General features: G+C 45.8%; 7 protein-coding genes and 1 pseudogene. All 8 read left to right on the top strand.

Going from position 1 to position 8,121, the window contains the following annotated elements; translation table 11 throughout:
- Positions 1-71, top strand: a pseudogene (locus tag R7Q09_RS23250) (elongation factor Tu); the annotation flags it as partial.
- Positions 72-337: 266 nt separating this feature from the next.
- A complete protein-coding gene (gene secE, locus R7Q09_RS23245) occupies positions 338-718 on the top strand; it encodes a preprotein translocase subunit SecE (RefSeq protein WP_005384680.1) in 381 nt (126 codons plus the stop codon).
- A gap of 13 nt (positions 719-731) precedes the next feature.
- Positions 732-1,280 carry a transcription termination/antitermination protein NusG gene (gene nusG, locus R7Q09_RS23240; RefSeq protein WP_005384681.1) on the top strand — a complete coding sequence of 183 codons (549 nt, stop codon included), beginning with the start codon at positions 732-734 and terminating at the stop codon, positions 1,278-1,280.
- Between the two features lie 164 nt (positions 1,281-1,444).
- Positions 1,445-1,873, top strand: coding sequence for a 50S ribosomal protein L11 (gene rplK, locus R7Q09_RS23235; RefSeq protein WP_005384682.1), 429 nt, complete (start codon positions 1,445-1,447; stop codon positions 1,871-1,873).
- Between the two features lie 4 nt (positions 1,874-1,877).
- Positions 1,878-2,579 (top strand): 50S ribosomal protein L1, encoded by a 702-nt coding sequence (rplA, locus tag R7Q09_RS23230; RefSeq protein WP_005384683.1) that lies wholly within the window; start codon positions 1,878-1,880, stop codon positions 2,577-2,579.
- Between the two features lie 293 nt (positions 2,580-2,872).
- Positions 2,873-3,367, top strand: a complete 495-nt coding sequence (gene rplJ, locus R7Q09_RS23225) for a 50S ribosomal protein L10 (protein ID WP_005382538.1) — start codon at positions 2,873-2,875, stop codon at positions 3,365-3,367.
- A gap of 57 nt (positions 3,368-3,424) precedes the next feature.
- Positions 3,425-3,793, top strand: coding sequence for a 50S ribosomal protein L7/L12 (gene rplL, locus R7Q09_RS23220; RefSeq protein WP_005382540.1), 369 nt, complete (start codon positions 3,425-3,427; stop codon positions 3,791-3,793).
- A gap of 252 nt (positions 3,794-4,045) precedes the next feature.
- Positions 4,046-8,074: a DNA-directed RNA polymerase subunit beta gene (rpoB, locus tag R7Q09_RS23215; RefSeq protein WP_005384685.1), complete on the top strand. Its 4,029-nt coding sequence runs from the start codon at positions 4,046-4,048 to the stop codon at positions 8,072-8,074.
- The last annotated feature ends 47 nt before the right edge of the window (positions 8,075-8,121 follow it).

Below are 8,121 nucleotides of genomic sequence, written 5' to 3'. Positions count from 1 at the left end.
GTCTACGTTTCGCGATCCGTGAAGGTGGCCGTACAGTAGGTGCTGGTGTTGTTGCTAAGATCTTCGACTAATTCATAGCGAATTAGCGATGCTTTCGGAAAATCTTGAATTAGATTTGACGAACCAGTAGCAAAAAGGGCATCATTTGATGCCCTTTTTCTGCACTCAACATTATTTTTGCTGTTTTCTTGTTCAGAAGTGGGTTGGGCGCAGAGCAAGATTAAGCAAAGAGGCTTAATCTTAAGAAGAGTACGCTGATTTTTTCAGCGATATGGAGTTTGCCCTGCAACAGCGGGGTTGTTGTCGTCTATATTAAGACTTGTAACAGGTTGGTTTTATGAAAGCAAATAATGCTGAAACTCCTGATAGCTCAAACGCAGCAGATACGTTTAAGTGGGTAGCCGCTTTCGTATTGGCAGCTGCCGCTGTTGTGGGTAATTACCTGTATGGTGAAATGTCTGTAGTGGTTCGTGCTGCAGGCGTTGTTGTTCTTATTGCAGCTGCCTTAGGCGTTGCAGCAACAACGACTAAAGGTAAAGCAGCGATCAGTTTTGCAAAAGAATCTCGTATGGAAGTACGTAAAGTTGTTTGGCCTACTCGCCAAGAAACCATGCAAACAACACTGATCGTTTTAGCTGTAAGTATTGTAATGGCTCTAGTGCTATGGGGTATTGACGGAATTATGGTTCGTCTAGTAGCTCTAGCAACTGGGGTATAGAGGGTTTTTATTCATGAGTGAAGCTCCAAAAAAACGCTGGTATGTGGTTCAAGCCTTCTCTGGATTTGAAGGTCGTGTAGCTCAATCTCTGCGCGAGCATATCAAAATGCACGGCATGGAAGAGCTATTCGGTGAAGTACTGGTTCCTACTGAAGAAGTAGTGGAAATGCGCGCGGGTCAGCGTCGCAAGTCTGAGCGTAAGTTCTTCCCAGGTTACGTCCTTGTTCAGATGATTATGAACGATGAATCATGGCACCTAGTACGCAGTGTGCCGCGTGTCATGGGCTTCATTGGTGGTACCTCAGACCGTCCGGCACCTATCACGGATAAAGAGGCTGACGCGATTCTTAATCGTCTTGAGAAAGCGAGTGAAGCGCCTCGTCCGCGTACAATGTACGAAGCGGGTGAAGTGGTACGTGTTAACGAAGGTCCATTTGCTGACTTCAACGGTACTGTTGAAGAAGTGGATTACGAGAAGAGCCGCCTGAAAGTGTCTGTATCGATCTTTGGTCGTGCGACACCAGTTGAGCTTGAATTTGGTCAGGTTGAAAAGCTGGACTAAGACTCTTCGTTAAAGAGTATAAAAAATCACCTTTTTAGGGTTGTATAAGGCGCGGATTATGACTATAATTTCGCGCCTTTTTACTTCAGGTGAAGTAAAAAGTTTCTTACACAAACGGGGAGCTGATCCGCGATTAGCGTTTGTACCCAAACTTAGGAATTATCATGGCTAAGAAAGTTGAAGCTTACATCAAGCTACAAGTTGCTGCTGGTATGGCTAACCCTAGTCCACCAGTAGGTCCTGCACTAGGTCAACACGGTGTGAACATCATGGAATTCTGTAAAGCGTTCAACGCAAAAACAGAATCTATTGAGAAAGGTCTACCAACTCCAGTAGTTATCACAGTATACAGCGACCGTTCTTTTACGTTCGTAACTAAGACTCCACCTGCTGCTGTTCTTCTTAAGAAAGCTGCTGGCGTTAAGTCTGGTTCAGGTCGTCCAAACACTGAAAAAGTTGGTACTGTAACTGACGCTCAAATCCAAGAAATCGCAGAAACTAAAGCTGCTGATATGACTGGTGCTGACATCGAAGCGATGAAGCGTTCTATCGCTGGTACTGCTCGTTCAATGGGCCTAGTGGTAGAGGGTTAATAAGATGGCAAAACTAACTAAGCGCATGCGCGTAATCCGCGAAAAAGTTGACGTAACTAAAGAATACGAAATCAACGAAGCTGTTGCTCTTCTTCAAGAACTAGCGACTGCTAAATTCGTTGAGTCTGTAGACGTTGCTGTTAACCTTGGCATTGATGCTCGTAAATCTGACCAGAACGTACGTGGTGCAACTGTACTACCTCACGGTACTGGCCGCGAAATCCGCGTTGCAGTGTTCACTCAAGGTGCTAACGCTGAAGCAGCTAAAGAAGCTGGCGCAGACATCGTAGGTATGGAAGATCTTGCTGAGCAAGTTAAGAAAGGCGAAATGAACTTTGACGTAGTTGTTGCTTCTCCAGATGCAATGCGCGTTGTAGGTCAACTAGGTACTATCCTAGGTCCTCGCGGTCTTATGCCAAACCCTAAAGTTGGTACTGTAACTCCTAACGTTGCTGAAGCAGTTAAAAACGCTAAAGCTGGTCAGGTTCGTTACCGTAACGACAAAAACGGCATCATCCACACTACTATCGGTAAAGCAAACTTCTCTGCTGAGCAGATCAAAGAGAACCTAGAAGCACTTCTAGTTGCTCTGAAGAAAGCTAAACCATCTTCAGCGAAAGGTACTTTCCTGAAGAAAGTAAGCATCTCTACTACTATGGGTGCTGGTGTTGCTGTTGATCAGGCTAGCCTGAACACTCAAGCATAATTTATTTGCTTAGGCGCAAAATTAGTGTATAATTTTGCGCCTAATATTTGTGGTTGGGGCTGAACTTTGGTTCTTTGAACTGTCTCCTAGTTCGAAATGAATTAAGACCCAGTCTCCGTCCAAGACCGTAGGTGTTTGTGTAAAAGCAAACTTAATTATCCTACGTAGATGGTGCCCGAACTGACAGAAAGCTCTATGTAATATAGTTAACTTTCTTCTGGGGAAGCACCTCAATAGCTCTCACTGTCGTGATGATAGTGAGTGGTGTAACGACAACCAGGAGTAAATCCAAGATGGCTTTAAACCTTCAAGACAAAAAAGCAATTGTTGCTGAAGTCAACGAAGCTGCCAGTGGTGCACTTTCTGCAGTTGTAGCTGATTCTCGTGGCGTTCAAGTTGGCGCGATGACTTCTCTACGTAAACAAGCTCGTGAAGCTGGCGTTTACATGAGAGTTGTTCGTAACACTCTTGCTCGTCGTGCGGTTGAAGGTACTGAGTACGAGTGTCTAACTGACACTTTCACTGGTCCTACTCTAATCGCATTCTCTAATGAGCACCCAGGTGCTGCAGCGCGTCTTTTCAAAGACTTCGCTAAAGAGAACAAAGATTTCGAGATCAAAGCTGCTGCATTTGAAGGCGCTTTAACTGACGCTGAAGTACTAGCAACACTACCAACTTACGACGAAGCAATTGCACGCCTAATGATGTGCATGAAAGAAGCTTCGGCTGGCAAGCTGGCGCGTACTATCGCAGCTATCCGCGATCAAAAACAAGAAGCAGCGGCATAAGCCTTGCTTTTTACTGGTTGCTTAATAAACTTATTGTTGACTTAAAAGAGAATTGTTATGTCTATTACTAACGAGCAAATCCTAGACGCAGTTGCAGAAATGTCTGTAATGCAAGTTGTTGAACTAATCGAAGCAATGGAAGAGAAATTCGGTGTTTCTGCTGCTGCTGCTGTTGTAGCTGGCGGCGCTGCTGCAGGCGAAGCTGCTGCTGAGCAAACTGAATTCGACGTAATCCTAGAAGCTGCTGGCGGTAACAAAGTTGCTGTAATCAAAGCAGTACGTGGCGCAACTGGCCTAGGTCTTAAAGAAGCTAAAGCTCTAGTAGACGGCGCTCCAGCACCTCTTAAAGAAGGTGTTGAGAAAGCAGAAGCTGAAGCTCTTAAAGCTCAGCTAGAAGAAGCTGGTGCAACTGTTGCTGTTAAGTAATTATTGCATAGTTTCTTAGCCTAACGGCTAATTGGCTGGTGGTTTTTTAACCACCGGCCTTTTTGCGCTGTAGGGTATAGGCGAATTTTCCCGCTGTTTAAGCGCCTGATATCCATGCAAAAAACATTTCATTCTTACGAAATGAAATGTCACTACAGTAAACAGCTATATTAGTCACTGTCCCTTACCCCCCTTAAGTAACTAGGAGCGGGCGGACAGTTTGGGTCACTTATCAGCGAGCTGAGGAACCCCATGGTTTACTCTTATACCGAGAAAAAGCGCATCCGTAAGGACTTTGGTACTCGTCCACAAGTTTTGGACATTCCATACCTGCTATCGATCCAGCTCGATTCGTTCGACAAATTTATCGAACAGGATCCTGAAGGTCAATACGGTCTTGAAGCCGCTTTCCGTTCTGTATTCCCGATTCAGAGCTACAACGGCAATTCTGAGCTGCAATACGTTAGCTACCGTCTTGGTGAGCCAGTTTTTGACGTTAAAGAATGTCAAATCCGCGGTGTAACTTACTCAAAGCCACTACGTGTAAAACTACGCCTAGTTATCTTTGATAAAGACGCGCCAGCAGGTACTGTAAAAGACATTAAAGAACAAGAAGTCTACATGGGTGAAATTCCACTCATGACAGACAATGGTACCTTCGTAATCAACGGTACCGAGAGGGTTATCGTATCCCAGCTGCACCGAAGCCCAGGCGTGTTCTTCGACAGCGATAAGGGTAAGACCCACTCTTCAGGTAAAGTTTTATACAACGCACGTGTTATTCCTTACCGTGGTTCATGGCTTGATTTCGAGTTTGATCCTAAGGATAACTTGTACGTTCGTATCGACCGCCGTCGTAAGCTACCAGCATCGATCATCCTTCGTGCACTAGGTAAGTCGACAGAAGAAATCCTAGATATCTTCTTCGAGAAAGTGAACTTCGAAGTGAAAGACCAAACTCTATTGATGGAGTTGGTCCCTGATCGTCTACGTGGTGAAACTGCGTCATTCGACATCGAAGCAAATGGTAAAGTTTACGTTGAGCAAGGTCGTCGCGTAACAGCTCGTCATATCCGCCAACTAGAAAAAGATGGTGTTGATCACATCGAAGTACCAGTTGAGTACATCGTAGGTAAAGTTGCATCAAAAGATTACATCAATGAAGCAACAGGCGAGATCATTGTTAACGCTAACCAGGAAATCAGCCTGGAAGCACTAGCGAACCTATCTCAGGCTGGCCACAAAGCGCTAGAAGTTCTATTCACGAACGATCTAGACCACGGTCCATTCATGTCAGAAACACTACGTATCGACAGCACGGTTGATCGTATTTCTGCATTGGTAGAAATCTACCGCATGATGCGCCCTGGTGAGCCGCCAACAAAAGAAGCTGCAGAAGCTCTATTCGAAAGCCTATTCTTCTCTGAAGAGCGTTACGATCTATCGACTGTTGGTCGTATGAAGTTCAACAGCTCTATCGGCCGTGAAGATGCTCAAGAGCAAGGCACACTTGATGAAACTGATATCATCGAAGTGATGAAGAAGCTGATCGCGATCCGTAACGGTAAGGGCGAAGTGGACGATATCGACCACCTAGGCAACCGTCGTATCCGTTCTGTAGGCGAAATGGCTGAGAACCAGTTCCGTGTAGGTCTAGTACGTGTTGAGCGTGCAGTTAAAGAGCGTCTAAGCCTAGGCGATCTTGACGCAATCATGCCTCAAGACTTGATCAACGCGAAGCCAATTTCTGCGGCAGTTAAAGAATTCTTTGGCTCTTCACAGCTTTCGCAGTTCATGGACCAAAACAACCCGCTATCAGAAGTAACGCACAAGCGTCGTATTTCTGCATTGGGTCCTGGCGGTCTAACTCGTGAACGTGCTGGCTTCGAAGTACGTGACGTACACGTAACTCACTACGGTCGTCTATGTCCTATCGAAACGCCTGAAGGTCCAAACATCGGTCTGATCAACTCTCTATCTGCGTTTGCGCGTTGTAACGAGTACGGTTTCCTAGAGACACCATACCGTCGCGTTGTAGATGGCGTAGTAACAGACGAAGTAGATTACCTATCTGCAATCGAAGAAGGCCAATTCGTTATCGCACAGGCGAACGCTAAGCTAAACGAAGATGGTACTTTTGCAGATGAGCTGATCACAGCTCGTCAGAAAGGTGAATCTGGTCTACACCCTCGTGAGCACGCTCAGTACATGGACGTTGCGACAAACCAGGTTGTATCTATCGCGGCATCGCTTATCCCGTTCCTAGAACACGATGATGCGAACCGTGCATTGATGGGTGCGAACATGCAACGTCAGGCAGTTCCAACACTGAAAGCTGACAAACCGCTTGTTGGTACTGGTATTGAACGTAACGTAGCCGTTGACTCAGGTGTAACTGCAGTTGCTAAACGTGGTGGTGTAATCCAGTCAGTAGATGCTTCTCGTATCGTTGTTAAAGTTAACGAAGAAGAGCTAGTACCAGGTGAAGCTGGTATCGACATCTACAACCTGACTAAATACACACGTTCTAACCAGAACACATGTATTAACCAGCGCCCATGTGTGATGCCAGGTGAGCCTGTATCACGCGGTGACGTTCTTGCTGATGGTCCTTCAACAGACCTTGGTGAACTAGCGCTTGGTCAAAACATGCGTATCGCGTTCATGCCTTGGAACGGTTACAACTTCGAAGACTCGATCTTAGTATCTGAGCGCGTAGTTCAAGAAGACCGTTTCACGACTATCCACATCCAAGAACTGACTTGTGTGGCGCGTGATACTAAGCTGGGTTCTGAAGAGATCACAGCGGATATTCCAAACGTAGGTGAGTCTGCTCTGTCTAAACTAGACGAGTCAGGTATCGTTTACATCGGTGCTGAAGTTAAGGGTGGCGACATCCTAGTTGGTAAAGTTACACCTAAAGGTGAAACTCAGCTAACGCCTGAAGAGAAGCTACTACGTGCAATCTTCGGTGAAAAAGCATCTGACGTTAAAGATACTTCACTACGTGTACCTAACTCTGTATCAGGTACGATCATCGACGTTCAAGTCTTTACTCGCGATGGCGTAGAGAAAGACAAGCGTGCGCTTGAAATCGAACAGATGCAGCTTAAAGAAGCGAAGAAAGACCTAACTGAAGAATTCCAGATTCTTGAGGGCGGCCTTCTAAACCGTGTTAAAGCTGTATTGATTGAAGGCGGTTACTCTGAAGCGAAACTAGACACAACTGATCGTAAGAAGTGGCTAGAACTAACGCTAGAAGATGACGCACTACAAACTCAGCTTGAGCAACTTGCTGAGCAGTGGGATGAGCTAAAAGCTGACTTCGATAAGAAGTTCGAAACTAAGCGTCGTAAGATCACTCAAGGTGATGATTTAGCACCTGGCGTCCTGAAGATCGTTAAGGTTTACCTAGCGGTTAAACGTCGCATTCAGCCTGGTGATAAGATGGCGGGTCGTCACGGTAACAAGGGTGTAATCTCTAAGATCAACCCTGTTGAAGACATGCCATACGATGAGAAAGGTCAGCCTGTAGACATCGTACTTAACCCACTGGGTGTACCTTCGCGTATGAACATCGGTCAGATCCTAGAAGTACACTTAGGTCTGGCAGCGAAAGGTATCGGTGACAAGATCAACCAGATGGTTAAAGAGCAGCAAGAACTAGCGAAATTCCGCGAGTTCCTACAAAAAGTTTACGATCTAGGCGACACTCGCCAGAAAGTAGACATTGCTTCTCTATCTGATGATGAAGTACGTACTCTGATCAAGAACTTGCGTGGCGGTCTACCAATCGCGACTCCTGTATTTGATGGCGCTCCAGAAGAGTCAATCAAAGCACTTCTTGAGCTAGCAGATCTACCAACATCAGGTCAGTTAACACTGTTTGATGGTCGCACAGGTGATGCGTTTGAGCGTCCTGTAACTGTTGGTTACATGTACATGCTGAAACTGAACCACCTTGTTGATGACAAGATGCACGCTCGTTCAACTGGTTCGTACAGCCTAGTAACTCAGCAGCCACTAGGTGGTAAAGCTCAGTTCGGTGGTCAGCGTTTCGGTGAGATGGAAGTATGGGCACTAGAAGCATACGGTGCTGCTTACACGCTACAAGAAATGCTAACGGTTAAGTCGGATGACGTTAACGGCCGTACTAAGATGTACAAGAACATCGTAGACGGTAACCACAGCATGGAACCTGGCATGCCAGAATCGTTCAACGTACTGTTGAAAGAGATCCGCTCGCTAGGTATCAACATCGAGCTAGAAGACGAAGAGTAATCCTTTTCTCTCTTGATGAAAGTCGAGAGAATCAAAGCGATTATTTG

The sequence above is a fragment of the Vibrio sp. 2130-1 genome (assembly GCF_033339515.1).
The sequence above is the reverse complement of the archived record's forward strand: the minus strand, read 5'-3'. Positions and strand labels throughout refer to the sequence as shown.

Coding starts and splice junctions, on each gene's coding strand:
- secE (WP_005384680.1), top strand. CDS start 338: ATGAAAGCAAATAATGCTGAAACTCCTGATAGCTCAAACGCAGCAGAT.
- nusG (WP_005384681.1), top strand. CDS start 732: ATGAGTGAAGCTCCAAAAAAACGCTGGTATGTGGTTCAAGCCTTCTCT.
- rplK (WP_005384682.1), top strand. CDS start 1,445: ATGGCTAAGAAAGTTGAAGCTTACATCAAGCTACAAGTTGCTGCTGGT.
- rplA (WP_005384683.1), top strand. CDS start 1,878: ATGGCAAAACTAACTAAGCGCATGCGCGTAATCCGCGAAAAAGTTGAC.
- rplJ (WP_005382538.1), top strand. CDS start 2,873: ATGGCTTTAAACCTTCAAGACAAAAAAGCAATTGTTGCTGAAGTCAAC.
- rplL (WP_005382540.1), top strand. CDS start 3,425: ATGTCTATTACTAACGAGCAAATCCTAGACGCAGTTGCAGAAATGTCT.
- rpoB (WP_005384685.1), top strand. CDS start 4,046: ATGGTTTACTCTTATACCGAGAAAAAGCGCATCCGTAAGGACTTTGGT.